The organism is Microtetraspora sp. NBRC 16547, from assembly GCF_030268965.1.
Classification (GTDB): domain Bacteria; phylum Actinomycetota; class Actinomycetes; order Streptosporangiales; family Streptosporangiaceae; genus Microtetraspora.
The window spans coordinates 26,692-51,046 of sequence record NZ_BSSE01000003.1 but is presented as its reverse complement, the minus strand read 5'-3'; the positions used below and the strand labels follow the sequence as shown (position 1 = coordinate 51,046).

The window sequence follows — 24,355 nt, the reverse complement described above, 5'->3', positions numbered from 1 at the left end:
CCGTCGTCGATCACGCGCTCGCCCGAGCGGCGTCACCGCCGGTTCACGGGGTCAACGTGAGGGTGTCCACCGCCTCCCGGCGTACGCCCTGCTCCGAGAAGGGCCAGACGGTCGTCCGGCCATCGGCCCACAGCTCGGACTGGTCGTTGTAGTTGGCGTGGAAGGCGTGACCCGAAGCCCCGGTCAGGTTGATCCAGCGCGAACGGTCGAAATCGGCGAGATCGACGACCATCCGCATCGAGGGGACCCAGTCGACCTCGTATCCCCTGTCGCTGTCCCATCCGGTGGCGTCGACCGCGTCCTTGCTGCCTCCGAGGTGGAGCGGACCGCGGTTGAAGAGCCACTCGATCGGGGCGATGCCGGAGGTGCCGAACGTCTCGTTGGTCAGCTCCAGGGTGTGCAGGTCGCCCCAGCGCCAGTCCTCGGGCGTGTCGCCGAGCTTCTCCCGGAGGTCGGTGCCGGCGTCCTTGATCGCCGCCGCCAGGATGTCGTCGCGGGTCTCCGCCGTGTCCTCGGTACGGACGTCGTCCCACCACGGGGAGTCGGGCTCGTCGAGCAACGTCCTGACGATCTCGAACCATCGATCGCCGCCGCCCGGCCGTCCGCTTTCCGGCAGTTCGTCATCGAACGTGCGCTTGAGCAGGTGCCGCCAGACCGCGTTGAAGTAGGCGGCGCCGGCCGAGTCCCTGGTCTGGGCGAAGTCCCATCCCTTGAGCAGCGCCGTGTCGCCTCCTCCCACCCGCAGCAAATGCGGGACGAGAACCTCCGCGAGGCCGTTGCGGGAGTCCATCTGGATGTCCCGCATCGTGTCGGTCGTGATCTTGCCCGCGCCGATGGCCTGCGTGATCCGGTCGACGATGCGCTGCGAGCGGTACCCGTACGACCAGTCGGATGTGAGGAGCGGGCCGTAGTCGGGCCGGATCGCGGCGTTGTTGGCGGTGACGATGAACCCCTCGGGCGGGTTGTACAGGTGCGGAAGCTGCTCGAACGGGATGTATCCCGTCCACTCCTGCTCTCCCGACCACCCGGCGGCGGGCCACTGGCCGTCACCGCCGGACCGGATCGGGATCTTGCCCGGCGCCTGGTAGCCGATGTTGCCGTCGAGGTCGGCGTAGATCATGTTCTGGGCGGGGGCCTCGAACTTCGCGGCCGCCTCGCGGAACTGCTCCCAGTTCTCCGCCTGGTTCAGCAGGAAGATCGCGTCACCGGTCCTGCCGGGATCGAGCGCGGTCCAGCGCAACGCCACGGCCATGCCCTTGTCGATCTTTCCGAGCTTCGCCGCGGCGCCCGGCAGCGCCTCCCGGGCGCTGCCGAGGACCTCCGAGATGATCGGCCCGTGGGCGGTCGAGCGCACGGTCAGTTCGACCGGCTTCCCGCCCGCGACCTTGATCTCCTCGACCCTGGTCTGGAGCGGCGCCCATGACCCCTTGACCTCGTAGGTCTCGCCCTGCACCCGCTCGACGTACAGGTCGGTGACATCGGGGCCGAGGTTGGTGAACCCCCATGCGATCTTGTGGTTGTGCCCGATCACCACGCCGGGCACGCCGGAGAAGGTGTATCCGGCGACGTCATAGGGGCAGGCCGGTCCACGTGAACGGCAGTGCAGCCCGGCCTGGTACCAGATCGAGGGCATCCGGGGACCGAGATGGGGGTCGTTGGCGAGCAACGGCTTCCCGCTCTCGGTGTGCTTCCCGCCCACCACCCAGGAGTTCGAGCCGATGCCCGCCTGGTCGCTGCCGGCCGTGCCGAGCAGGCTCGGGACGGCGTCGAGCACCTGCGCGACACGGGCGAGCGCCTCGGCCGAGGGCGCGTCCACGGGCGAGGCGCCGGATCCGGCGGCGGGGCCCCTCTCCCCCTTGGCGCTGAACTTGCCGTCCCGTACGGCTCCACGGGTCACGATCGGCTGGTGGCGGTCGAACGGGTAGTCGGGGAAGAGTTCCTTCACCCGGTCCAGAGGAAGCACCGACGCGTCGACGGCGCGTTCGATCTCCGCGCTCATGTTGGACCGCAGGTCCCACGCGAGGGCCTTGAGCCACGAGAGCGAGTCGGCCGGGGTCCACGGCTCCGGTTCGTACGAGCGGTTGGTCAGCGCGAGCACGCCGTATTCGAGGCTGCGCGCCGCGAAGCCCTGGTGCTGCTCCATCCACGCGTTCACGCCGGACGCGTAGTCCTCGAGCGACTTCCGCGCCTCGGGGGCGAGCAGCTCGAACTCCTTCTCGGCCGTACGTCGCCACCCGAGCGTGCGGACGACCTTGTCGATGTCCAGGGTCGATGTCCCGAAAAGCTCCGACAGGCGGCCCGCCGTGGTCTTGCGGCGGAAGTCCATCTCCCAGAACCGGTCCTGGGCGTGCACGTATCCCTGTGCCTTGAACAGGTCGGCGGAGGTGTCGGCGTAGATCTGCGGCACGCCGTACCGGTCGCGCAGGACGCTGACGTTCGCCGACAGGCCGGGCAGCTTGATCTCGCCGTCGACCTGCGGGAACGACCTCCGGACGGTCCACGTGACCACCCCCGCGAGGACGAGCGCGAGAACCAGCAGAACGGTCAAGAAGCGGAGCAGCCATCGGATCGGCCAAGGGAAACGAGCGTACGGGGCGAGCCTGACCATCAACCGACCTTTCCTCTGGAACGCGCATCACAGTATGAAGGTCAGGCACATCAGATCAATCCCCACCCTTTGCCACCGCTGGTTCAGGCGCCTCAAGTGACAAAGGCGCTCGGGCGCGGCGGTCGCCTCGCGTCATGTGAGACGTACCGCGTGACTCCTCCGCTCCCTGAAGGGAGCGGCTTCTCGCTAAGCCGCTTCCGCAGCGTCGCGAAGGACAAGCCCTGCCCTGAGGATGTTGACAGCCGCGTTCACGTCGGCGTGCGCGGTATGCCCACACGCCATACAGATGAACTCGGCCTGGGTGACGCGGTTCTCCTTCGCGCAGTGCCCGCAGCGGGCGCACGTGCGAGAAGTGTTGGCGGGGTTCACCGCGATCAGCTCTCGACCGGCGCTTTCAGCCTTGTGCGCGAGGACCGTCAGGAACACCCCCCAACCCGCATCCAAGATGCTCCGGTTCAACCCGGACTTTTGTGCGACATTCCGACCAGGGGCTTGGATCGTGCCGGCGGCCGAGCGGGTCATGTTCGCGATCCGCAGATCCTCATGCACGATCACGCCGTAGTCACGGACCAACGCGAGCGCGACCTTGTGCGCGCCATCCAGGCGCTGGCGGCGGACCTTCGCATGCACCACCGCGACACGGGCCACGGCCTTGCGTCGCCGCTTGGAGCCCCGCTTCTTGCGGGCGAGATCCCGCTGTGCCGCCGCAAGACGTCCGGCGGACGCCTGCAGGTGGCGCGGGTTGGCCAGGTGTTCCCCGTCGCTGGTCGTGACCAGCGACGCAACGCCCACGTCCAGCCCGACGACCGCGCCGGTCGCAGGCAGGGCTTGCGCGGGCACGTCATCGCAGGACAGGATCACGTACCAGCGGTTGCCTTCCCGCTTGATACCGATCGTCTTCACCCTGCCGAGCACAGGGCGGTGCTGATGCACACGGACATGCCCGACCCCTTGAAGGCGGACGAACGTCGCGGTGGGGTGCTCCGGTTGGGAGTCCCACCGGCAGCCGTCACCGTCCTTCGGCCACTCCACAGTGTCGAACCAGCCCCGCCCCTTGAAGCGGGGGAACCCCGGCTTCTGCCCGGCCTTGACGCGGCGGAAGAACGCGGCGAACGCCTTCTCCAACCGGCGGAGCGTGGCCTGCTGGGAGGAGAACGACCACCGGCCCTGCCCGGCGGGGTCATCGGAGCGGATGTGCTTCAACTCCCCGGACTGGTCGCCGTAGTGCACGGTCACGCCCGCCTTGTGGTAGGCGGTACGGCGGTGCTCCAACGCCGCGTTGTACAACACCCGGTGATCTTCCAAGCACTGCGCGAGCGTGGCGGCCTGCTTGCCGGTGGGGCGCAGCAGGAACTTGTACGACCTGCGCACCCCCACCTCCCACGTTCAGTAACGAGATCACCACGCTATCGGCAGCCACCGACAAAATCCGAAGGGAGGGAGCGCGGATTCCCCCGCCGGCTGAAGCAGGCAGTCCCCTCCGCGCGAATCTGATGGCGTTGCCGCCGCCGGCATGAACGGGTTCCGGCGTCGGCGGCAAGTACCGATAGAGCAGCAGCAAGTACCAACAGGCCGGCTTATCGCTCCACACCACCGCGGCCCGTGCCGACGGAGCGTTCCCCGCGCTTCGGTGGTCACCGTTCGTCATCCGCTCAGAACAGGTAGAGAGCCCACACCATGGATGAACTCGCACACACCGACGCCGCCCTGCCGAAGGAATCGGCGGCTACGGCAGGTCCTGCGGAAAAGCGAGCACGGCGGGGCTGGGTCAGCGTCCTGGTGTGGGCGTCGATCGTGCCGTTAGCCGCATGGGCCGCACTCCGGCTGGTCCCCGGAGACGTGCACTTCCAGTGGATACGCGCGGTGGCGTTCACGCCCTATGTCGCTCTCGCCTCCGTGGCCGTGCCGCTGCTCGCGTTGTTGTCGCGCCGATGGGCGGCCCTGGTGGTGAGCCTGGTGGTGGCCGGGACGCTCGCCGCCTGCGTGCTGCCCCGGGCCGTGCCGGGCGGCAACCCGACGGCCGCGGGCCCGCCGCTGAGGGTCCTGTCCGCCAACCTCCTGATGGGCGGGGTGCCGCCGGGCACGCTGATCCGGCTCGTACGGGATCTCCGTGCCGACGTGCTGACCCTGCAGGAACTCACCCCGTCGGCCGTCGCGGGCCTGCGCGACGTCGGGCTCGGCGAGCTCCTGCCGTACCACGTGGAGGTGCCTGGGGAGGGCGCGCACGGGTCCGGGATCTACAGCCGTTTCCCGCTCACTCCTGGACAGCTCATCCGGTTCGGTGTATTCCGGCAGGCGACGGCGACGGTGGACGTTCCCGGCGCGCCGCGGGTCTCGATCGTCTCCGTTCACCCGTGCGCGCCGCGGTACGCCGACCGGAGGCGGTGCTGGGCGGAGGGGCTGGCGGCCCTGCCCCTGCCGGACGGGCCGGTGCGGATCCTCGCCGGTGACTTCAACGCGACGCTGGATCACGCCCGGATGCGGCGCCTGTTGGACGCCGGATACCACGACGCCGCGGCGACGACGGGAGAGGGTCTCGCGACCACGTGGCCGTACCGGCCGTGGCACTTCAACGGATGGAGCATCCCTCCGGTCACGCTGGACCACATCCTGGTCGACCCACGCGTGGCGGTCGGGTCCTTCGCCGTCCACCGGCTCGCCCTCACGGATCATCTGGCGGTGTTCGCCGAGCTCACGCTCCCCGCGCGCTGACCCGGCCGGACGCCGTCTCCGAGCGGAAGGTGTGCCCGCTGGATCCGGGCGGCACGCGCTTGACGCTCCCGGGCCGGTCAGGTGAGAGACACGTCGTGGAACCGGGTTTCGAAGCCCTTGCCCACGGGGGCCGCGCACATCACCCCCGCCAGGGCGGGAACGGACGGCGGGAAGTAGGCCAGCCGCAGCATGTGCTCCGGCTCGGCGCCGTCGAGCCCATAGCGGATGGTGGCCGCGTCGCCGGACCGTTCGAGGTCGATGGTGACCGAGCGGAGGTCGCCGGGCGCGGAGATCACCGACCAGTCCGACCAGCCGCGTGTGACGACCGCGCTGATGTACGGCCTGCCGTCCACGAACTCGGCCCCCGCCTTGATCCAGTTCTCCTCGTCGATCCTGAGGACGACCCCGGCCTGGTCGTACTGCTCGGCCCAGTCGATCTCGAAGGTCGCGGTGATCCGCAAGTCACCGGGCATGATCCGCCCGAACATGTGGGCGTTGTCGTGCGTGAACCCGTAGTGGGTCTTCTGCCAGAGATCGGTGGACGGGTCCGCGACGACCCGCAGGCCCTCTCCGGCCGCCCATTCGCGCGGCTCGTTGACCCATTCCCAGTCCGTGTACGGCATCGCGTCTCCTTCGTTCGGCATCCGGCCCGGCTTTCTCGATCATGTTATGAGAGCGCTCTCAGAGGCTGGTCCGACAAAAGAAGATCTACCTCCGATTTGTACGCGTTTGTCCGCTTTACCTCACGATTGCCTATACTCGTGCCACGCAAAGCCCATTTGCGAACTTAATCCCCATATATCGCAATGCCGTCGCAAACCTCCCGAGACGACATGTCCCTCCCTCCCCCGGGAGTCCCCCCAGTTCACACAGTGCCGGGCCTGTGCCTTCACCTGCCCGGAACCAGGTCGCCATCGATCCCCCGCTGGCGGCCGAACGTCCTCTCGCGACGGCGCTCACCCCGGCTCCCCTCCGGGGTGATCTGCGAGCCAGCGAAAGGATGCTCATGCAGAAGCGTGCCCGCCAGGCGATCGTCACCGTGACCGCAGGACTCACCCTCATCGGAGGCGTGACGACCGCGGCCATGGCGATGTCGTCGGGCCAGGGCGGCGACGCCGCGCTCTTCGCGCAGCTGCCGCCCGCCGCCGAGGCCTCCTCGACCCCCCAGTCCGGTTTGTCCCCCGAGAGCCAGAGCACCACCACCCCCGACACTTCCGGCACCTCCGGTGCCGACGACGGCACTGACGACAGCACCGTCTCCGCCGCCCAGGCCGCCCCTCCCGTCAAGGTCACCACCACAGAGACGAGCGAGAAGAGCGCGGCCGCGGAGACCGCCGAGGCGAAGAGCGCCAAGAGCGCGAAGACCGCCAAGGAGAAGGCGAAGCTGCCCACCGGCAGGGCCACCGCGACCTCCTTCTGGGACGCCCAGACCGCGTCGGGCAAGCCGATGCGCTACGCGACCATCGCCAGCCCGTACTGGCCGCTCGGCACCAAGGTCAAGGTCAGCTACAAGGGCAAGAGCGTCATCGGCGTTGTCGAGGACTTCGGTCCCGCGGAGTGGGCCGTCGCCCAGCACGACATCCCCGCGATCGTGGACCTGTCCGAGAAGATGATGGCCGACCTGACCGGCGTCCGTTCCAACACCGTCCACGTGAACTTCGAGGTCCTGAAGTGGGGCAGCGGAGGGGTGTACCGCACCTCCGGCACCGGTTACAACCTGGCGATGGGCCGGTAGGAGCACTTCACCCCAGATGCTCGGTCGCGCGTAAACTGCGAGAGTGGCTGACCCAAAATTCGAGATACAGATGCTCCACGACCGCGTCATGGTCAAGGCTGAGCAGGACGCCGAGGAGCGGCGGAGCAGCGCGGGCATCGTCATCCCGGCCACCGTCAAGATGGCCAACCGGCTCGTCTGGGGCGAGGTCTGCGGTGTCGGAGCCAACGCCCGGGCGGTGAAGGTCGGCGACAAGGTGCTCTTCAACCCCGAGGATCAATACGAGGTCGACGTCCAGGGCCAGGTCTACCTCGTGATGCGCGAGCGGGACTTGCACGCCGTCGCCACTCAGCAGACCGACCACGGCACGGGTCTCTACCTCTGAACACCTCCGGACATCCCTGACGCGTCCGCGCGGATCCGAAGGAACATCCGAAGGCACGTCAGAAGGTGCGCACAACCGAAGGCGGGGCACATCGTGCCCCGCCTTCCATGCTCTTCAGGGGCGTGCCGAGCCCGCCTCCACGCTCGGCTGAGCTGCCCAAGCCGGCCTTACGCCCCGGACCGCCCTTCTCCGCACCCTGGCGGCTGCGGCCCCCTACAGAGTCCCGCCCGCGGCCTCGGCGCGGGCCCTCCGGGCGTCCCTGCGCTCCTCGAACCGGGCGGCGGCCGTCTCGAGCTGGGCGAGGAAGGCGGCCAGTTCCTCGCGCGCCCGCTCGCCCTCGGCATCGAGCCCTTCGATGTCGAAGACCTTCCACTGCCGCAGGACCGGCAGGAGGACCTCGTCGCGGTGCTGCCGGATGTCGTAGATCCCGGCCATGGCGATCGTGATGGACTTGCGGGCGAAACCCTCGATGCCGTGCCCCGGCATCTGGAACGACGTGACGACGTCGGTCACCGCACGCATGGTCTGGGACGGAGCCAGCTCGAAGGCGGCGGCGAGCAGGTTGCGGTAGAAGAGCATGTGCAGGTTCTCGTCGGCCGCGATCCTGCTCAGCAGCCGCTCGCAGAGCGGGTCGTTCGACGCCTTGCCGGTGTTGCGGTGGGCGATGCGGGTCGCGAGCTCCTGGAAGGAGACGTAGGCGAGCTGCCGCAGCATCCCCTCGTGCTCCGTGGCGAAGCCGGCCTCCATGTGGGTCATCCTGGCCCGTTCGAGCGCCACCGGATCGACGGCCCGGCTCACCGTGAGGTAGTCGCGGATCGCGATGCCGTGCCGACCCTCCTCGGCCGTCCAGCGGTGCACCCAGGTGCCCCAGGCGCCGTCCCTGCCGAACGTCGTCGCGATCTCGTGGTGGTAGCTGGGCAGGTTGTCCTCGGTCAGCAGGTTCAGGACCAGCGAGACGCGGGCCACCTCGGGGACCGAGGAGTCCTCCGGCGACCACGCCTCCCCGCCCAGGATCCCGTCGAAGGTCCGGCCGTCGCTCCACGGGACGTACTCGTGGGGGAACCACTCCTTCGCCGTAGCGAGGTGCCGGTCCAGCTCACCCGCCACAACGGGTTCCAGCTCGATGAGCAGCTCTGTCTGGGTGAGCGGACGGGACGTGACAGACAAGATCGACCCCACAACGGTGAGCTTACGATTACGTAACCTACGTTAGCGTAGGTTACTGCTCCGCTCTCCCGCCCCACGCCGCCTCCCCATCATCAGCACCACCAACGCAACCCGACCCCCGACCCCCCGGCCCGCGACCGTGCTCGTCCGGCCACGCCCTTCGCCCGTACGGCGGGGCCGACCTAAGGTAAAGCCGGGGCAAAGAAGGAGGGGGACCGATGCCGGAGCCACTACTCCCGGACGACCCTCGCGAAGTCGGCGGATACACGCTGGAGGCACGGCTGGGCGCGGGAGGCCAGGGGGTCGTCTATCTCGGCCGGGCGTCCGACGGCGCCCGCGTCGCGGTCAAGGTCCTGCACCGGGACTGGGTCGACGGCGAGACCCGCAGGAGGCTCGTCCGCGAGATCACCGCCGCCCGCAAGGTCGCGCCGTTCTGCATCGCGCAGGTCCTCGACGCCGACGTGGACGCCGACCGCCCGTACATCGTGAGCGAGTACGTCGAGGGCCCGTCCCTCCAGCAGGCCGGGCCTCGGTCGGGGTCGGCGCTGCACCGCCTGGCGGTCGCGACGGCCACCGCTCTGGCCGCCGTCCACCAGGCCGGGGTGGTCCATCGCGACTTCAAGCCCGCCAACGTCCTGCTCGGCGCGGACGGCCCGCGGGTCATCGACTTCGGGATCGCCCGCCACCTGGACGCCGTCACGAAGAGCGGCGGCCTCGTGGGCACTCCCGCCTACATGGCTCCCGAGCAGATCTCCGGAGCCCAGGCGGGGCCGGCGAGCGACGTGTTCGCGTGGGGATGCGTGATCGTGTTCGCCGCCGCGGGGAAACCGCCCTTCGGCGACGACACCGTACCCGCGGTGATCAACCGCGTGATGAACCGCGAGCCCGACCTCGGCGACCTGGCGGAGCCGCTCCGGTCGATCGTCGCGGACGCGCTGCGCAAGGTTCCCGCCGAACGTCCGTCGATCCTCGACATCCAGATGCGGCTGCTGGGCCGGTCGGCCGACGAGAAGCCCCCCACCGGGGACGTGCCGCCACCGCCCGTGCGACGATCCGGCGCCGTTCCCGAACCCGGCCGGTACGGCTCCCGCCGCGCCGTCCTCACCGGGACGGGGGCGGCGACGCTCGCCGTGGCCGTGGCGGCGGGCGTGCTGCTGTGGCAGGGCGCCGGTGCCGGTGACTCCGGTGGACCCACCGGCGAAGGGCAGGGGACGAGCACGCACGAGACGACGGGGCAGGCGACCGGCTCCCCCGAGTCCCCCGTGCCCTCCGCGTCTCCGTCGCCCTCCCCCACTCCCGAGCCCACGTCCGGCTCCAGCTCCACGGCCGGGTTCCCGGCCCGCTACGCGGGAGTGTGGCGCGGCAGGGTCGACTACGACCCCGGCGCGTACGACCGGCTGGTCGTGACCATCAAGAAGGACGGCAGGACGGCCACCGAGCAGTTTCTGGACTACCGCTGCACGGGGACGTCGCGGCTCGTCGAGATCGATGACGCCATCGCCCGTCTCAAGCGGGTGAGCATGCTGGGCAACTGCGTACGCAACGGCGAGATCTACCTCACCCTCAACGAGGACGGCACGCTCGGCTTCGAATACGCCGGGCACGGCGAGAACAAGCAGACGAAGGACATTCCGTTCTTCATGCACGCCACCCTCACCCGCGACGGGTAGCCCCGCGTCGGCGCGCGTCAGGCCAGGGCGGCGACGCCGCCCTCGACGACGACCCGGGTCGGGGTCGCCGGCGCTTCGATGGGCCGCCACTTCTGAACCGGCACCAGTCCGGGCTCAACCAGCGTGAACCCGTCGAAGAACCGGATCAGCTCGTCATGCGGCCGGAACGTCGACTGGGCCGGGGTGCCCTCCGTCGCCATCCTGAGCCGGGCCACGGTTTCGGGGTCGCTGTCCGCGGTCTCCGCCACCATCCGGTCCACGGTGTAGTTGTCCTTGCCGCCGAGCAGGTAGTCGTACACCTGTACCGAGCTCGGTACAGAGGTGTCGATCCCATCGGGAACGCGCTCCGAATCGAGCATTACCGCCTCCGCGAATCCCCCTCCATCAGGACATTCCTGATCATAACGATGCGGGACGAAACGGTGACGAAACGGCAGAGGCGTCCTTGCCGACGGCTCCGGGGGCGCGCTTCCTTTGAACACGGGACACCCGGCTTTACCGCTCGATGATTGACTTTCCGTGTTAATACACGTGACAGGCTATTCCACTCGCCATTGGCCGGTCGGCCGGCGGTCGCGCCGACGGCGCACCCATCCAACCGCTCCCCTTTGCCGGACGCCGAGATCGCCAGGCCGGAACGCGTTTTTCACGACACACCTGACCGCGGGGTCGTCTGCCCCTACGAACAGGGGTGATACGCCCGTCAATCCAAACAGAGCCGACACAAGTCTTTGCTGACACTAAATCAGAATAATTCGCACTATGCCGCCAGTTAAAAGGTGCTCAATTCGACCACATTTGAAATGATTTGTGAGCCTAAGGGTGGTAGTGTCGCATTTGAAAGATCACGGAGGACCAGTCTGAGGGAGGCACCAAATGAGCCTTACCAAAGTCTTTCCGACGGGGCAGTTCAGCACCTGGGGTTGGGGCGGAGGCGGAGGCTGTGGCTGCGGCTGGCGCCGCCGCTGCTGGCGCCGCAGGCGCTGCTGGCGTGGCTGCTGGTAAGCCCCGGCTGATCTGACAAAGAGAGCCGGCGGGTTTTTCCCGCCGGCTCTCGGCCATCACAGAACAGGTATCTCACGTGGAACAGAACCGATCTTCCGATGAGGAGTCCACGCGCCCCGTCGGCTCCGAACGCCCGGTCTCCTCCACCCCGGCCTCCCCCACCGGGGAACCGGCGGGAGCGGCCGGGCCGCCGGGCAACGCGCCGATCGTCGCCATCCGCACCACCTTGCGGGAGTTCTGGCCACAGACCCGCGGCGTGCGCTGGCTGTTCGCGGCCGGCGTGCTGGCCGCGGTCGCGGCGTCCGTCGGCGAGGTCGGCGCGATCGGCCTGTTCGGCCTGATCACCGACGAGGTCCTCAGCAGAGGCGACCTGGGCGCCTTCTGGGCTCCGGCGGGCGCCTGGATCGGCGTCGCCGTGCTCGCCGGGCTGCTGTCCTTCGCCAGCGCGTACGCCACGGCCCTCGCGGGGGAACGCTTCCTGCTGCGGCTGCGTGACCGGGTGTTCTCCCACCTCCAGACGCTCACTCCCGACTACTTCGAGAACCGGCGCCTGGGCGACCTGATGGCCCGCCTCACCGACGACATCGAGGCAATCGAGGAACTCGTCGGCTCCGGACTGGTGCGGATCATCACGACGGCCGCGGGCGCGGTGCTCTTCTCGGCTGCGGCGTTCTTCATCCGCTGGGATCTCGCGCTGGTGACCTTCGCGATGGTCCCGCTCTTCCTCTTCATCTCCAGAGGGTTCGCGGCGCGGCTGCGCAACGCGTCCGCGCGCGAGCGGACGAGCAACGGCGCGATGAACAGCGTTATCGAGGAGAGCCTGGCCAACCAGTCCCTCGTCCAGGCGTACAACCGCCAGGACGTCGAGGCGGCGCGGCTCCACGAGGAAGGCCACAAGTGGCTCCTTGCCAACGTGGCGCGGGCCCGGCTGTCCGCCCTGTACGGCCCCGCCGCCCAGATCGTGGAGACCCTCTGCCTGCTCGTCATCATCGGGGTGGGCGCGTGGGAGATCGCCTCCGGCCGGCTCACCATCGGAGGGCTCCTCGCCTTCGCGGCCTACCTCGCCTACCTGTACCCGACGTTCCAGGGTCTCGGAGAGCTGGCGCTCAGCGTGTCCTCCGCCGCGGCGGGATCCGACCGCGTCATCGAGGTGCTGCGAGCGAAGCCCGCGGTCACCGACCCAGAGGACACCGGCGCGAAGGACGCCGGCGCGAAGGACGCCGAGGGCCGGGCCGCGCCCGGAACCGCGGGCGGGGAGAAGCGCGGAATCTCGGACGGCACGGCATCAGGAGACGTCGGCATCGTCGAAACGCCGGGCGGTGGCCGAGTCGAGTTCGACGACGTCGCGTTCACCTATCCAGGCCGGACCAGGCCGACCCTGAGCGGGCTGTCCTTCAGCGCAGAGCCGGGCGAGCTCGTCGTGTGCACCGGCCCGAGCGGCGCGGGAAAGTCGACCGTGGCCAAGCTGCTGCTCCGGTTCTACGACCCCACGGCCGGGCGCGTCCTCCTCGACGGCGTGGACATCCGTGAGATGCCGCGCAGGTCGCTGCGCGAGAGCATCACGATCCTCCAGCAGGAGAACCTGCTGTTCTCGGGGACCGTGCGGGACAACATCGCCTACGGGCGTCCGGAGGCGGGCACCGACGAGATCGTCCGGGCCGCCGTCATGGCCGACGCGGACGATTTCATCCGCACACTCCCGGAGGGGTACGACACTCAGATCGGGCAGCGGGGACGGCTACTCTCGGGCGGGCAGCGCCAGCGGATCGCGATCGCCCGCGCCATCCTGCGCGACGCGCCCGTGCTGATCCTCGACGAGCCGATGACCGGGCTGGACGCCGCGACGGCGGCGCGGATCATGGAACTCCTCGGTCGGCTCATGGCCGGGCGGACGACGATCCTCATCACCCATGATCTCCGGCACGTGCCGAGGCCGAGCCGGAACATCGTGCTGGAGCCGCTCCATCGGCCGTTCACTGTGGAAAGTCCGGTGAAGGGGAATCCGATCGTCCTGTCGTGATCCGGCGGCGGGCCGGCCGTGCACACCGTACGGCTGGTCCTGCCACACCGTACGGCTGGTCCTGCCACACCGTACGACCGGCCGACCGTGCCACACCGTGCGACCCCGGCCGGCCCGGCGTCGCGCCGGCTCCCCTGGCGCGGCGATCAGCGGACGACGAAGTGCCTGGCCTCGTCCAGCAGGTCGATGCCCAGGGTGAGCTTGAGTGAGAGCCAGACGATCGCGCTCGCGAGCGCGGCGGTGAGCACGGCGGCGACGGCGCGCACGAACCAGTTCTGGCGTTTGAGCCAGTCGGTCGCCGCCTTCACCGTGCGCTTGGCGAACCCGAGCAGCCGGTGCGCCCACGCGAACTCCGTGGCCAGTACGGCGAGCCCGGCGAAGACGATGAGCCAGCCCGGCCCCGGGAACGGCACCATGATGAGACCGGAGACCACGAGCGCCGCGCCGAGCACACCGACGACGATCTTCAAGGTCAGCTGGCCGCCGGGACGCGCCCGTATGTGATCGAGCCAGCTCCGCGCTCCGGACGCGCGGTACGCGAGCGGCTGTGAAGCGGACGCGTCCGCTCCTCTGCCGCTCTCCTCGTCACCACTGATCGCGTTCTCGGTCGCCGCCACCCGGTCACCCCCTGAAACCCTGACAACAGGATAGACAGCCGGACGAAAGCCGGTCTCGCCCCTCCGGACGAAACGGTCTCCACCCCCGTCAGGGCGGCCCAGCGGAGCAGGCGGTCCCCGTCCGGCCGGTACATCATCGGCCGAAGAGCGGGACCGCCGACTCTGGACGGCGACCAAAGAGGAGTACCCCTTCTTCACCGAACACGAGCTGAGACCATCACCGACCGCGAGATCCCCATGGTGGCCCTGGAACGGCGCCTGGCGCTCAGACCAGCCCAGCCGCGCGGCACGCCGCACGAACATGAGGCGCGCAGATCTCGGCGACCGTCCAGTAGCCGTCCTTGATCACCGTGTTTTTGATGTTGCCCCTGTCGACCACGATCGGCGCGATCATGGCGGCCGGGATCGAGGCCACGGTCCCGTTGGACAGCGTGGTCGTGCCGGACACCGTCCTGCCCACGCCGAGATCGACCGCGATCTGGGCGACGCTCCGCGCCACCGACCTGATCGGCAGGTAGACGGTCATCGTCTGCGTCCCCAGCAGGATCCGCTGGACGGCGTCGAGCTCCGCGCCCCGGCCGGTGAGCGGGGTGCCGCGCGCGGCTCCCGCGCTCCGCAGGGCCGTGGCGATGCCGCCCGCCATGGCGTCGCTGGCCGCGTATACCCCGATGACCCGATCGGCCCCCAGCGCGGTGAACGCTCCGTTCACCGCGGCGCCGGCCCGATCCGGGCTCGACTCCGGCGTGTCGTACTCCCTGCCGATCGCCACCTGCCCGTCCAGGACCTGGTGCGCCCCCTTCTTGAGGTCGCCCGCGTGCTGGTCCGCCGCCGAGCCGTTGACCATCACGATCTCGCCGCGCCTTGGATCGCCGCCTATCCTGATCGCCTCCAGCAGGGACCAGCCCTGCATCCGGCCGGCCTGGATGTTGTCGAACGAGGTGTAGGCGTCCACCGGACCGCCCGCGAGCCGGTCGTATGCGACGACCCGTGCCCCCTGGTTCTTGGCCAGGGCCACCCAGGGGGCGATCCCCTTGGTGTCCACCGCGTCGAGGATCAGCACCTTTACGCCGTCCGCGAGCATCGAGGCGAGCTGCCGCTGCTGCCGCTTGGGGTCCCCGCCCGCGTTGCTGTAGACCACCTCACAGCGAGGGCACAGGCGCGCGACGTGCTGGACGATGTACGGACGGTCGAACTTCTCGTAGCGTGCGGTCTTGGTGTCCGGCAGCAGCAGGCCGATTGTGAAACCCTCGTCCAGCGAGCCGACGGCGACGCTGGCGGAGTCACCTCCTGGCTGCCAGGACGTACCACACGATTCCAACCCCATAAGGACGACGACCACGACGCCCGGCACGAGCCGGCGAAACAGATTTCTGCCCACGGCGAAACCCCTTCAGCCTGTTCGGCCCTGCCGTACCCGGACATCAAGGACATAACGCCTGATCGCGAGCGTCGCGGAGCCGTTCTTTGCGACCGCCCTACCGGGGCTCGGGCAGGCCATGGCCAGGAGCGAAAGCGATCCGGACCCGTGGACCGATCCCGCGCGGGGCGTCTCCGGCTCCGCTTTCAGCGTGATTTCGATGTGATCGGCTGATCCGCTCAGGCGCTAAGTTGTGAGAGACTCCACCATTGCGGGGCGGTAGCTCAGCCGGTCAGAGCATCGGACTCATAATCCGTGGGTCGTGGGTTCAAGTCCCACCCGCCCTACTCAGCTTGATCAGTGAATATGCCCTGCCACCTGCGGGTTCTCGCCTGATCATGATTCACATGACAGGCAGCCGAGAGCCGCCGAAAGCAGCCGGATGCCAGTGGTCGCGGAACATACGCGGAATGCTCGTGGCCCCGTTTTCCCAGGTGAACCCGGCCGTTTCCGGTGCCCTGTGGAACGATTCCGCGCATACGCCGAAGGACCCCGAGAGATCTCCCGGGGTCCTTCGCATTGATCTCGTCTCATCACGCGAGCGCTTCCAGGATCCGGCGGTTGGCCATCTCGCGTTGCCCGTCGATGCACTTGGCGTAGACCCGCAGCATCACGTCCACACCATGACCTGCCCGTTCCGCGGCTTCCGGGGCGTGGACCCCGGCGTTCAGCCAGAGCGAGACCGCCGCGTGCCGCAGGTCGTACGGCCGGGCCGCCAGCGGCGAGACGACGACATCCGGAGGGAAGGCGTAGCCGCGCGCTTCCTTCCAAATCTTGGACACGGTCGAGCCGGAGAAGGCTTTGCCGAACTCAGTGCGGAACAGCCGCCCATCGGAGGCGACGCCGTGGGCCGCAATGTGGTCGCGCAGGATCGTCACCAGTTCGGGCGGGATCGGAACGGGCCGGGTCTCCTTGGCGCCGCGATGCTTGAGGCCGCGTTCGTCGTGGATCTCCCCCGAGTCGGTGTAGCGCTTGCCGCTCTCGGGCCGGTTCTTGGCGAGAGAAAGCAGGCCCCAGCCGGATTCGGGAAGGTGGCAGTCCTGCTCACGGAGGCCGGCGGCTTCACCGGGGCGTAGCCCGCCGAAGTACATGGCGGCGAACATCGCCCTCATCATCGGCCCGCGCGTCCGCCCGACGTAGGTGACGGCGGTGAGGAGTTGCCGCGCCTGGGCCGGGTTGACGACCGAGCGCCGATCGACCTCCCCGCCCGGCTCGGGACGGCGGAGCTTCACCCGGTGCAGCGGATTCGCCGAAAGTTCTTCCCGCTCTACGGCGTACTCCAGGGCGTGATGGAAGACGGCACGCTTGCGTCGGTAGGTCGAGGTGGCCGCCGCCGTGCCGTCGAGCAACAGCGAGAGAGATTCCAGCGCGGCGCGCGTGTGCTTGGCCTCTTCCAGAGCGGTCAGCGGGAGCGAGGCCGCTTCCAGCCAGCGCAGCGCCCCGGCGATCTCCGGCGTGGCGATCGGGCGACGGTCGATCGGCAGGAACGCGAAGTGCCGCAGCGCACGCCGCAGGATCTCGACATCGGGACGGCCCGGACGATCATGGGTCAGCACAAGAGTGACGCCGGTCAGCGTGTCCGTCATACCGTCGCGGGACTTGGCCGCCGCGTGCGGCCACCAGGTGGACGTAGTCGACCGCGAAGGCGTACCAGGTGCGCACGTTCTTGGCCTGGACGAACCGGCCGTTGGTCGAGGCGTCGAAGTCCTTGACCGGCTCAACCTCGCCCACGACGTAGCAGCCGTGCGGGAACACCATGTCGAACGTGACCGGGATGGGTCCTTGTGAGATCTTCCTCTTTCGACTGACAGGCACTTAACCTATCAACTGCTCCGAGATTAGATCGGCGAACTTGGTAGGTCAAGTGCCTGGGCTAAAAGAGGTGAGGTCCCAGATTCAGTGCTGGTCCCGGCAATCGGCCGGGGACCAGACAGCCTCCAGATCACGGCAGGTCACCGAGATGGTGCCGGGGCGGAACGCGATCTCATGTGTGCAACCGCCGGGATGTGGCAGGACCTCGTCCAGGATCACGACACTGCACCCCGGCGACCCCTGAGCAATGTCCAATTGAACACGAGTGTGACCGCGGAGGCCCCTTGATATCGATGGGGCTAACTCGGCAGAATTGGCCAGTGTCTGCATGATGATACTGAGAATGGACCGATTGGGAAGTGGCATGGTCACAGCGGGGTGGCGGATCTGGCCGGTGCTGGCGGCACTCATGGCCAGTGTCGTCCTGACCGGTTGTTCCACAACTGCAACACCCCTGAGGATCCCGCGATCACAGCCGTCATGGCATTTTCTGGAAGACGATGAACATGTCGCGGCCGACGATATTTGCCCAAGAGGTAAGGGGCCGAGAGGGTTGGATTGCCGATCAAAAGCTTCGGGATATGAAATCTGCGTAAAGCGTCATCCGCTGGGCGAACTCCCGGATCATCGTGCGCAGCAGGTCCGGGCTCGCCGCGGCGAGGGTGTCTTCGAAGTACTCCCCGGCAGCGGGCACAATGTCATTGACGGCCACTTCGTCCCCTTCGTGTTGATATAGGCGAATCGAAGGATTACGGAGTGGCCGTCTCGTGTCACATTGATCTCACCCGTATCAGTCCCGGGGCTTGATCACCCGCACACCATCTCCCTGGACGTGAACGAGACGGAGACGGCATCTTCCGGCAAGCTTCGACATGTGACTCTATCTGGCGTGGCTCCATTAGAGACTGCGGCAAGAGTGGGCTTGACGTGGACGGGCCCACGCCGTGTACGGGTGGCGCCGGTTGGAGTAGGGCGAGCTACTCAATCTGCGAGAAACAGGGCGAACCCGCCGAAACCGTTGGCGTGGCCTACGTGTATCCGTTGGACGGAGCCGTTGACCGAACGTATGTGTGCTGGGCACCTAAGGGTGAGCAGCGCCCTATGGCCGAGATGGCCATGCAGGCGTCCGGCAAACATGGTGTTCGCGCCATATACCGCCACGGCGAAACTCGCTATGAACCCATGTGATCACCATCACGCCACCTTTGGTGACATGTGGGTCATCTATTTCAAGGCCGAAAGGCCAGGAGCTGATCACCATCTACAGCATCGTGTGGGCAGGGTGACGGCAACGCTGACAGCAAACGTTTAGCCATCGCACTTCATGCCGGATCAGCCGATCGGATAGGCGTCTTCCAACTCGTGACGGTCGGCGGGAAGCAGCACGTTCACCACGACAAAGGGGTGCCCGGAAGCGTCCCGCACCGCCGCGTACACGTCCAGGACCGGCGTGTTCTTCGGCATACCCAGCCGCTTGGCTTCATCCGTGGCGGGCATGCGCGCGGTGATCTGCTCGATGATGTGATCAAACCGCATACCCTTACGCGCCCGGAGATGGTCACGGATGCTGTCGGGCAGCGCATCAGCGCTGGTCAGATCCGTCCCCTCCGACAGATCCAGCGGAAGCCAGAACGAGACGATCTCAGACGACTCACCATCGCGGACCACGAGACGGCGGCGCAGGAACGCCCGACTCTTGGCCGGCAGATCAAGCAGCGCGGCAACCCGGTTCGGTACGGCCTGGGCGCCCGCTTCCAGCACCTCCCCAGGGGAAGCGGTCTCGGGGTTGGTCAGGTAGGCGTGGCCGGGGCGCGGCTGTTCGGCCAGGGCGAGCGCGGGACGGCCCCGCACGAAACGGCCCTTGCCCTGCTGCGACTCGCAGCAGCCCTGTTCCCGCAGCACCCGCAACGCGGCAACAACAGTGGGGCGGGACACGCCGAACTCTTGGATCAACTGGTTCTCACTGGGGAGCAGCGTCCCCGGCGGGTAGTCTCCCGCTTCAATACGCCGCTGAAGCGTCTGCACAAGTTGCGCATACTTCGGAGGCACGGACTCTAGCGACATCACGACCGTCCAGCAGCCGACAGGTTGTTTTACCAAGTTGGGCCTAGCCCGGCTCCGGATTTCTGTCACCCCATACCCGGCAACCCACTACCGGCCGGGAGAGGTGAACGGGGTGGAACGGCAGGGCCACGAACGGGGACCGGGGGGCGTGGTTGTCCGTGACCCTGCCGCAGGCGCGACGAGACCCGGGGCGATGGAAACCACCGACGCCCGCCCACCCCCGGCCGGGCACTCCACCATCCCGCCGCGCCAGCTCATGCGCCGGATCTACCGGCTGACGTACTCCGCCAGCACCTTCGCCGCACCCGGGGCATCGTTCACCGGGTGCCGCTTCTCCGCGTACTGCCAGGAGAAGTACGCACCGCCGTACCCGACAAACACCCACACCGGCAGCCCCCGCCCACCGGGAGCATGGATCAGGAGCGCGGTGTTGTTGTCCCGCAGCTCCGTGTGAATGCTGAGCTGTCAACTCGTGGCGGAGCCGGAGGAGGTTGCGCTCCTCGTCTGTGCGGTTCATGTAGGCCACCGCCATGACATCAATGGGGTTCATGTTCCGTTCCCTTCGGCCCGGCCGCTTCCGAGGCAGTCGAGACACACCCGCTCCCCACCCGATTCGTGATCGTCACTGGTTCCGCACACGTTCGGAACGGGACGTCTCCCGTGGCCCCCAGACCCAGACGATCTCCGGCGCGTGCTGCGATACACGCGGGTGAACGCCGAGGCCACCGGCTCCTCGACCTGCGAGGAGTTCCAGAACCACGCCATGATTCCGCCGGTGGCCAGCACCCGTGCGGCCTTCGCGATGCCGGCCTCGGGGTCGATCCAGTGCCACGCGTCACCGCAGGTGATGAGGTCGAAGCGACGCCCCGCGTCATCCCAGGTCTCGAACGGGGCAACCTCTACCTCGACGCCATGGCCCCGTGCGACATCCGCCATGCGCTCGTCCACCTCGATCCCCAGCACCGCCAACCCTCGTCTTGCCAGCGTCCGGGCCACTTTGCCAGTGCCGCATCCCACGTCGAGCCCGCGAGTTGGATTGCCCGCCGTGAGCTCGTCGATCAGCTCGTCCGGGGACTCCGGGCGGTACCGGTCGTACATTCCATGATCCGACGATACGAGAGCCCGCCGCCAGGCGTGCAGCATCGTTCTCGCACGGCGAACCGGGAGGGTGAGGTGTCAGCCCTTCGCGTCCGACAAGATGCCGCCGCCAGGTCTGCCAGGCCCAGCCCGGCCCTGGCGAGGATCGCCGTTGACGAGGCCCGTCCGCCGCATCAATGGCCACGCGCTGGGGGGAGTCGCCAACGACGAGGCATAGAGCAAGAGACGTGGCTCCAGTGCGCATAAGCCCAAACCCGCATTCAGTTGATCTTTGTCTGTGGGTCTGTGTGCCAGGCGAGCATCCGGGCGGTGAACCACGCCTGGGAGGTCAGCGGTTCGTACACGGAGCATTGCCTCATTGGGGGAAGTACAGAGCCCGGTGCCGCGGGTCGGCGGAGCAGACGTAGATCCCCGCTTCCGCGGCGTCGTCCACGATGCAACCGGTTGGCTCCCGGGCGAGCGCGTGCTCCTCCGTCCCCCACGCCAGATGCTGTCCTGTCACGGTGCACAGGTACGTGTCCGGGTTCTCCGACACAAGCGGCAGGTCCTCGCAGGAGTCCGCCTGGAGCAGGAGGACGAGAGGCGCGCTGCACTCGGGGCAGTCCAGGCTCTCGGGCATGTCGCTGGAGGCCCAGGACTTGCTGCCGCCGACCTTCCAGCCAGTCGTGAGGCTCACCTCCCAGTAGTAGAGGTCGAAAAGCTCCTCCCAGTTCTTCAGCTGCATCCGGAGCCCGACGGGTAGTTCTTCCCACCAGGGGTACTCGACGACCAGCTTGGGATGTACGGTGCAGGGCCGGGGGACCTCGTCCCACTTCTCGTTCCAGTGCTCCCAGGGGTCAGGCTGCACCCCTGGCCCGTGCACGACCTCACCGGAGCGCCGCCAGAAGACCCGGCAGTGCTTGCCCTGGAACTGCGGTTCTGGCAGGGCGTGCGGCGTGGGGCACCACAGGATCTGCACCAGATTGGTGTCCTCGGGGAAGGGGATCTGGGGGACGTCGGCGGCGTACAACTGGGCCACGGACACCATTGGCACCGATCGTCCGCTCCCGTGGTCCGCGTCCGCGCAGCGCGGCCAGGGCTCGTCCACCGGCCAGAGCATCGGCCCGCCGACATGGCTGTCCCGGATGCCGGGCTCACCGCGGCGCGGGCGGAGCCCGACGACCGTGCGGGCGAGCAGAGCCAGTCCGGGCATGGCGGTCAGGAGACGGGCCAGGTCGTCCTCGCCCTCTTCGAGGGATCTGCGCGTGCCGGTCACACGTGCATTCTTCTTGACTCGGTGTCCGTCCCGGAAACGATGATCAACCACAGCGATCAAACCGTTACAGGTCCCGACCAGCCCGACGCCCACCCGCATCGGAACGGCCAGTGGCGGCGACCCGAACCCCGGCGGCTTGCTAACGCCACTGGCTGTTTCGGTTGCTGCCCAAGGGCCGTGACGGAGCGGAGAACGCCACAAGCGCGCGAGGTCTACTGGACGTTCGGATGCGGGCTCTCCGCCTCGATATCCACCTGGTGGCTCGCGCGCAGCTCTACTGCCTGGGCGACCTGAGCTCCGGCGAAACTTCGCCGGAACCATCTGGTCTCTGAGCCGGATCGTGATCTTTCCGATCGTCTAGGTACTGTCGGCGCTTGCCGCGCAGTCATTCCACCTGCTGACCCGGCTGTGTGCCTGCCGAAAACTCCATCCATGCAGTTCAAGCGGCATGCGAGTACTCGTGGAGGACTCCGCCGAGCCGGTCTCGACGGCGTATGTTCAAGCCGGCGATGCGCTCTGGATCGCTGATCGGATCCGGGACGGCGCGCAGTGGGGCGGCTTGGGCCAGGGCTTGATGGGCGCGGTGCCGGTTGTAGAACCGTTCGTACTCGCGCAGGGCGTACCGTAAGTGGCGTTCGTTCCAGAGCAGGCAGCGGTCGAGAAGCTCGCGGCGGCACGACTGCACCCACCGCTCCATGATCGCGTTCGTTCGCGGCATCCGGATACCGGTGAGCACGGTCTGGATGCCGGCATCGGCGAGGATCTCCTCCATGCGAGCGGGGAACTTGCCATCCTGGTCGCGGATCAGATAGCGCGCCCGGCAACCCGCGTCGTCCAGATCCATCACGAGATTCTTCATCACCTGGAGCACCCAGCTCGCGGTCGGATAGGCGGTGGTGCCGAGCACACGGGGTGGCGTGCTCGATGACGGCCAGGATGTACTGACGCTGTCCATTGAGCGTGACGGTCTCGATGAAGTCGCAGGCCAAAATGGTGTCGGCTTGCGAGCGCAGGAAGTCGGCCCACGTGCTGGACGCCCCCTCGGGAGCCGGATCAACACCTTCCTGTTTGAGGATCTCCCAGACCGTGGACGGAGCCACCGTGATGCCCAGCATGACCAACTCGCCGTGCACCCGCCTATATCCCCAGGACGGGTTCTCCCGGACCAGACGCAGGATGAGGGCACGGATGGAGCGGACGGTTGGCGGGCGCCCGCGCCGTTTCGGTCGACAGGTACGGGCGTGACGCTGTTTCATCAGATCGCGGTGCCAGCGCAGGACGGTGTCTGGGCGGACGAGGAGCTGCAGCCGGCGTAGGACCTCGCGGGGCAGCGACGTCAGGAGGGCGGCGAGAAAGGCCCGGTCTTCGGGGGCGAACCGCACTCTGGTGCCGGTGCCGAGTTGCCGTTCAAGGACGGTGATCTGGTGACGCAGGGCGAGAATCTCGACATCCTTGTCACGATCTCCCAACGGGAGCAACCGCAGCGCCGCGAAGGTGTTCGTGACGGCGAGATAGGCCAGGCGGAAGAGCACGGCTGAACATCATGCCGCACTCGTGTCCTCTCCCTGACGGCCGGAGATCACGTACGTCAGGCGACGTCATGGCCCCAGGCCATGACCTGGGCGGATGACATTATCGGCAGGCGCAGGGATGTAACGAGCGAAAGAGGTAGAGCTCCAGAAGCCGTTCCAGACTCGGGAGCCAGCAAGGCGCCGTCAGGCGATGAGAGTCACCTCATCGCCGTTCGGCCGGGGAGCGCCTTCACTCTTGAGGGAAGTGGATCTCTTGAGTGAAGTAGGTGTACGGAGCGACGGACACGCCCTCGGACACCTTGCGCTCGTCGTCCTCGTCGGCATCCGGATCAAGGTCGCGAGCCCATCGTGAGCCCATCGACCAGACGGCGAACCCGGCGTGGAAATCGAAACCGATGTCCGAAGGGGTGTTGGTGTAGCCCTTCGCGGTCAGGTCATGCACGACGTCATCGAGGAAGCGGAAGGTTAGCTGGACGCCATCGAGGAAGACTTCCTCCTGCCCGTCGCCGGAGTATCCGATCTCGACGAGTTCCACGAGATCCTCCGGGGTGTAGTGGACGACGAGCATGGGCGTGGTGGCGTAGACGCCCCTCTCGCTGGGCCGCTCATGGACCGGAAGGCCGATTCGACGCTCGACATCCGACCGGGATTCCCCGATCTTGACGAGCGCCACGCCGATGCCCGGAAGGATCTCCATGGGACGAATGGTGCCAGAAGGGATACCTGAAGCACGTTCAGATGCCGACCGTCGTCAATGATCGCCACATTGACGGCGCACTTCATACGGTCAGCTGATCGGGTAGGCGGCCGGATTGATCAGAGCGTTAACGCATCGTGTCCACGGCCAGGTCTTCCCACGCCAGTGCCCGGAATGCCGGTAGGGCGTCGTTCCCGACCGGCATTGAGATATCGGCCTGAAACCACCCAACGATGAGCACGGATTCATACAACACAGAGTCGTTATCCTCATTCACCGGCGATGCGCTGAAGACACCCACACACTGCACGGCCGGCAACACCTCAACCGGCCCGAATGCGCCGGGCTTTGTGTCCGGGTAGGTCCGCGGAGGGTCGATGAGGTGGAAAGGCATCGACGGGTACCGCGTTCGCGCCCAATGTCCCAGGCCCGACATGGCTCTCTCGTTCACCCAGGCGCACGGGTAGCCCTCCAGCAGCCCATCGTAGGTAGAGGAGAGGTGGATGTCCGACAAGCCGAGCTCCCGCCCCGAAGCGAGCTCAACGTACGCAAGGGCCATGGACTTCTGCTTCCTACGAGGGG

General features: G+C 67.7%; 23 protein-coding genes and 1 tRNA gene. 8 read left to right on the top strand and 16 right to left on the bottom strand.

The genetic code is table 11. The features are described 5' to 3' along the window. Positions 1-43 precede the first annotated feature (43 nt). Positions 44-2,608, bottom strand: a complete 2,565-nt coding sequence (locus tag QSK17_RS05550) for a penicillin acylase family protein (RefSeq protein ID WP_285703324.1) — start codon at positions 2,606-2,608, stop codon at positions 44-46. A 186-nt stretch (positions 2,609-2,794) separates the two neighbouring features. Then, positions 2,795-3,979: an RNA-guided endonuclease InsQ/TnpB family protein gene (locus tag QSK17_RS05545; RefSeq protein ID WP_285703323.1), complete on the bottom strand. Its 1,185-nt coding sequence runs from the start codon at positions 3,977-3,979 to the stop codon at positions 2,795-2,797. Between the two features lie 306 nt (positions 3,980-4,285). Between QSK17_RS05545 and QSK17_RS05540 the strand changes: the two genes are divergently transcribed. Further along, positions 4,286-5,320, top strand: a complete 1,035-nt coding sequence (locus tag QSK17_RS05540) for an endonuclease/exonuclease/phosphatase family protein (protein WP_285703322.1) — start codon at positions 4,286-4,288, stop codon at positions 5,318-5,320. A 77-nt stretch (positions 5,321-5,397) separates the two neighbouring features. Here the strand turns inward: QSK17_RS05540 and QSK17_RS05535 are convergent, their stop codons facing one another. Beyond that, the gene (locus QSK17_RS05535; RefSeq protein WP_285703321.1) at positions 5,398-5,943 is read right to left on the bottom strand and encodes a DUF1349 domain-containing protein; all 546 of its coding nucleotides are present in this window, start codon (positions 5,941-5,943) and stop codon (positions 5,398-5,400) included. Between the two features lie 383 nt (positions 5,944-6,326). On the opposite strand from QSK17_RS05535, the gene QSK17_RS05530 reads away from it, so the two are divergent. Beyond that, complete coding sequence (locus tag QSK17_RS05530; RefSeq protein WP_285703320.1) at positions 6,327-7,055, top strand: RlpA-like double-psi beta-barrel domain-containing protein; 729 nt, start codon at positions 6,327-6,329, stop codon at positions 7,053-7,055. 43 nt (positions 7,056-7,098) lie between these two features. Further along, positions 7,099-7,419 (top strand): GroES family chaperonin, encoded by a 321-nt coding sequence (locus QSK17_RS05525; RefSeq protein WP_285703319.1) that lies wholly within the window; start codon positions 7,099-7,101, stop codon positions 7,417-7,419. A 213-nt stretch (positions 7,420-7,632) separates the two neighbouring features. Here QSK17_RS05525 and QSK17_RS05520 read toward each other — a convergent pair whose 3' ends face one another. Continuing rightward, entirely contained in the window at positions 7,633-8,586 is a 954-nt protein-coding gene (locus QSK17_RS05520; RefSeq protein WP_285703318.1) for an acyl-ACP desaturase, read from the bottom strand. Between the two features lie 218 nt (positions 8,587-8,804). On the opposite strand from QSK17_RS05520, the gene QSK17_RS05515 reads away from it, so the two are divergent. Beyond that, on the top strand, positions 8,805-10,256 hold the full coding sequence (locus QSK17_RS05515) for a serine/threonine-protein kinase (protein ID WP_285703317.1): 1,452 nt from the start codon (positions 8,805-8,807) through the stop codon (positions 10,254-10,256). 17 nt (positions 10,257-10,273) lie between these two features. Here the strand turns inward: QSK17_RS05515 and QSK17_RS05510 are convergent, their stop codons facing one another. Beyond that, the gene (locus QSK17_RS05510) at positions 10,274-10,615 is read right to left on the bottom strand and encodes an SAM-dependent methyltransferase (protein ID WP_285703316.1); all 342 of its coding nucleotides are present in this window, start codon (positions 10,613-10,615) and stop codon (positions 10,274-10,276) included. A 722-nt stretch (positions 10,616-11,337) separates the two neighbouring features. Here QSK17_RS05510 and QSK17_RS05505 point away from each other — a divergent pair. Further along, a complete protein-coding gene (locus tag QSK17_RS05505; protein ID WP_285703315.1) occupies positions 11,338-13,281 on the top strand; it encodes an ABC transporter ATP-binding protein in 1,944 nt (647 codons plus the stop codon). Between the two features lie 146 nt (positions 13,282-13,427). Here the strand turns inward: QSK17_RS05505 and QSK17_RS05500 are convergent, their stop codons facing one another. Next, positions 13,428-13,898 (bottom strand): TIGR02611 family protein, encoded by a 471-nt coding sequence (locus QSK17_RS05500; protein WP_285703314.1) that lies wholly within the window; start codon positions 13,896-13,898, stop codon positions 13,428-13,430. A 265-nt stretch (positions 13,899-14,163) separates the two neighbouring features. Further along, positions 14,164-15,276: a sugar ABC transporter substrate-binding protein gene (locus tag QSK17_RS05495; RefSeq protein WP_285703313.1), complete on the bottom strand. Its 1,113-nt coding sequence runs from the start codon at positions 15,274-15,276 to the stop codon at positions 14,164-14,166. A 252-nt stretch (positions 15,277-15,528) separates the two neighbouring features. Here QSK17_RS05495 and QSK17_RS05490 point away from each other — a divergent pair. Next, positions 15,529-15,602, top strand: a tRNA-Ile gene (locus tag QSK17_RS05490). Between the two features lie 246 nt (positions 15,603-15,848). Here the strand turns inward: QSK17_RS05490 and QSK17_RS05485 are convergent. The 4 genes from QSK17_RS05485 to QSK17_RS05470 form a co-directional block, all read right to left on the bottom strand. Continuing rightward, positions 15,849-16,901 carry a tyrosine-type recombinase/integrase gene (locus tag QSK17_RS05485; RefSeq protein WP_285703311.1) on the bottom strand — a complete coding sequence of 351 codons (1,053 nt, stop codon included), beginning with the start codon at positions 16,899-16,901 and terminating at the stop codon, positions 15,849-15,851. Next, positions 16,858-17,130: a hypothetical protein gene (locus QSK17_RS05480; RefSeq protein ID WP_285703310.1), complete on the bottom strand. Its 273-nt coding sequence runs from the start codon at positions 17,128-17,130 to the stop codon at positions 16,858-16,860. Before QSK17_RS05480 ends, QSK17_RS05485 begins: the two co-directional genes overlap by 44 nt. Positions 17,131-17,692: 562 nt before the next feature. Further along, on the bottom strand, positions 17,693-17,839 hold the full coding sequence (locus QSK17_RS05475; protein WP_285703309.1) for a hypothetical protein: 147 nt from the start codon (positions 17,837-17,839) through the stop codon (positions 17,693-17,695). Positions 17,840-18,459: 620 nt separating this feature from the next. Next, entirely contained in the window at positions 18,460-19,152 is a 693-nt protein-coding gene (locus tag QSK17_RS05470; RefSeq protein ID WP_285703308.1) for a GntR family transcriptional regulator, read from the bottom strand. Positions 19,153-19,384: 232 nt separating this feature from the next. On the opposite strand from QSK17_RS05470, the gene QSK17_RS05465 reads away from it, so the two are divergent. Next, positions 19,385-19,645 (top strand): hypothetical protein, encoded by a 261-nt coding sequence (locus QSK17_RS05465; RefSeq protein WP_285703307.1) that lies wholly within the window; start codon positions 19,385-19,387, stop codon positions 19,643-19,645. Positions 19,646-19,737: 92 nt separating this feature from the next. Here QSK17_RS05465 and QSK17_RS05460 read toward each other — a convergent pair whose 3' ends face one another. From QSK17_RS05460 to QSK17_RS05450, 3 genes are all read right to left on the bottom strand, one after another. After that, complete coding sequence (locus QSK17_RS05460; RefSeq protein ID WP_285703306.1) at positions 19,738-20,289, bottom strand: class I SAM-dependent methyltransferase; 552 nt, start codon at positions 20,287-20,289, stop codon at positions 19,738-19,740. Positions 20,290-20,644: 355 nt separating this feature from the next. After that, on the bottom strand, positions 20,645-21,544 hold the full coding sequence (locus QSK17_RS05455) for a YwqG family protein (protein ID WP_285703305.1): 900 nt from the start codon (positions 21,542-21,544) through the stop codon (positions 20,645-20,647). A gap of 439 nt (positions 21,545-21,983) precedes the next feature. Then, positions 21,984-22,451, bottom strand: a complete 468-nt coding sequence (locus QSK17_RS05450; protein WP_285703304.1) for an integrase core domain-containing protein — start codon at positions 22,449-22,451, stop codon at positions 21,984-21,986. Between the two features lie 493 nt (positions 22,452-22,944). Here QSK17_RS05450 and QSK17_RS05445 point away from each other — a divergent pair, with 493 nt between their 5' ends. After that, entirely contained in the window at positions 22,945-23,082 is a 138-nt protein-coding gene (locus QSK17_RS05445) for a hypothetical protein (protein ID WP_285703303.1), read from the top strand. Between the two features lie 223 nt (positions 23,083-23,305). Here the strand turns inward: QSK17_RS05445 and QSK17_RS05440 are convergent, their stop codons facing one another. Then, positions 23,306-23,773 carry a hypothetical protein gene (locus tag QSK17_RS05440; protein ID WP_285703302.1) on the bottom strand — a complete coding sequence of 156 codons (468 nt, stop codon included), beginning with the start codon at positions 23,771-23,773 and terminating at the stop codon, positions 23,306-23,308. A gap of 127 nt (positions 23,774-23,900) precedes the next feature. After that, complete coding sequence (locus QSK17_RS05435) at positions 23,901-24,332, bottom strand: hypothetical protein (RefSeq protein ID WP_285703301.1); 432 nt, start codon at positions 24,330-24,332, stop codon at positions 23,901-23,903. Between the last annotated feature and the right edge of the window lie 23 nt (positions 24,333-24,355).